The sequence below is a fragment of the Chlorobaculum thiosulfatiphilum genome (genome assembly GCF_006265165.1).
GTDB lineage: Bacteria > Bacteroidota > Chlorobiia > Chlorobiales > Chlorobiaceae > Chlorobaculum > Chlorobaculum thiosulfatiphilum.
Map to the genome: position 1 here is coordinate 1 of NZ_VDCH01000060.1, position 949 is coordinate 949.

The 949-nt window shown below is 31.7% G+C and carries 2 protein-coding genes; both read right to left on the minus strand.

Features of this window, described 5'->3' with window-relative positions:
* Nucleotides 1–574, minus strand: a 574-nt coding sequence (locus tag FGF66_RS12345) for a hypothetical protein (protein ID WP_139457942.1), incomplete at its 3' end; no start/stop codon positions are given.
* Between the two features lies 1 nt (nucleotide 575).
* The gene (locus tag FGF66_RS12350) at nucleotides 576–848 is read right to left on the minus strand and encodes a hypothetical protein (protein WP_139457943.1); all 273 of its coding nucleotides are present in this window, start codon (nucleotides 846–848) and stop codon (nucleotides 576–578) included.
* Nucleotides 849–949: the final 101 nt, after the last annotated feature.

The following is a 949-nucleotide window of genomic DNA, read 5'->3' on the forward strand; positions in this document are numbered from 1 at the left end:
TCAGAGACTTTTCTAATATCGATTTTTTCCATACCCGCAATATAATATATTTGCGAGTTTTATTGGCCGGATTAATAAGTGACCATATAAATACAGCACAAGTAATTATAAGGGCAAATGTATTAACATTAAACTTTGAAATTATGCATGTTGTATGACTTAAATACCCTAAATAATCGCCTTTCAAATCAATCACCATAAGAATTAATGACAAAACCATAAAAATAAAAATAACTAATCCTGAATTTTTAAAAAAATCAATATATGCAGCTGTCAAATATAAATAATCTCTCTCGTCCTTACTCAAGCTGTAAAACATTTTTCCATAGTCCCAATTAGAATTCATCCATTCCGAAACACTAATCAACTTTTTGACTTTGGGAAATAATTTAAATAATAGAGTAGAAATCTCTGACAATAAAGGACCAAACAGCAGTGAAGTTATTATACCAAATGGTATCAGAATTTCATAGTTAATACTACCATTTAATAGCGGCACTATTAAAATCAAAAAAAGCAATGTCGGCAAAACATACTTTAATATGTCTCTATATAAAAATCCACTTGTAGACATTTTATTCTTTTATCAATTTATTAAATAACGGAAAATCATTTCCATATTCTTCTTTTCTTGAGATAACTGTCCGAAATAGACACTTATGAGGAGGGCAATTACCTGGCCCACAGCCCACAACTTGCCATATTTTTTGGATATCTCTTGTATTCACTTGTCGTTTTCCATACTTTTCCGCCCCCCTCACACCCGCCGCATATAATGCAGCTGCAGCGTTTTCCTTTTCATGTAATGGAATAACTTTTTTTTGAACCGCCAAATCAACTTGTTTCACAACATAATGCCTTGCATTAACAGTAGGGCATCTCTAAAAAGTCAGTACTGACATAAGGTATTGAAATCTATCGATTTAACTGAAATATCCATATCTTGACG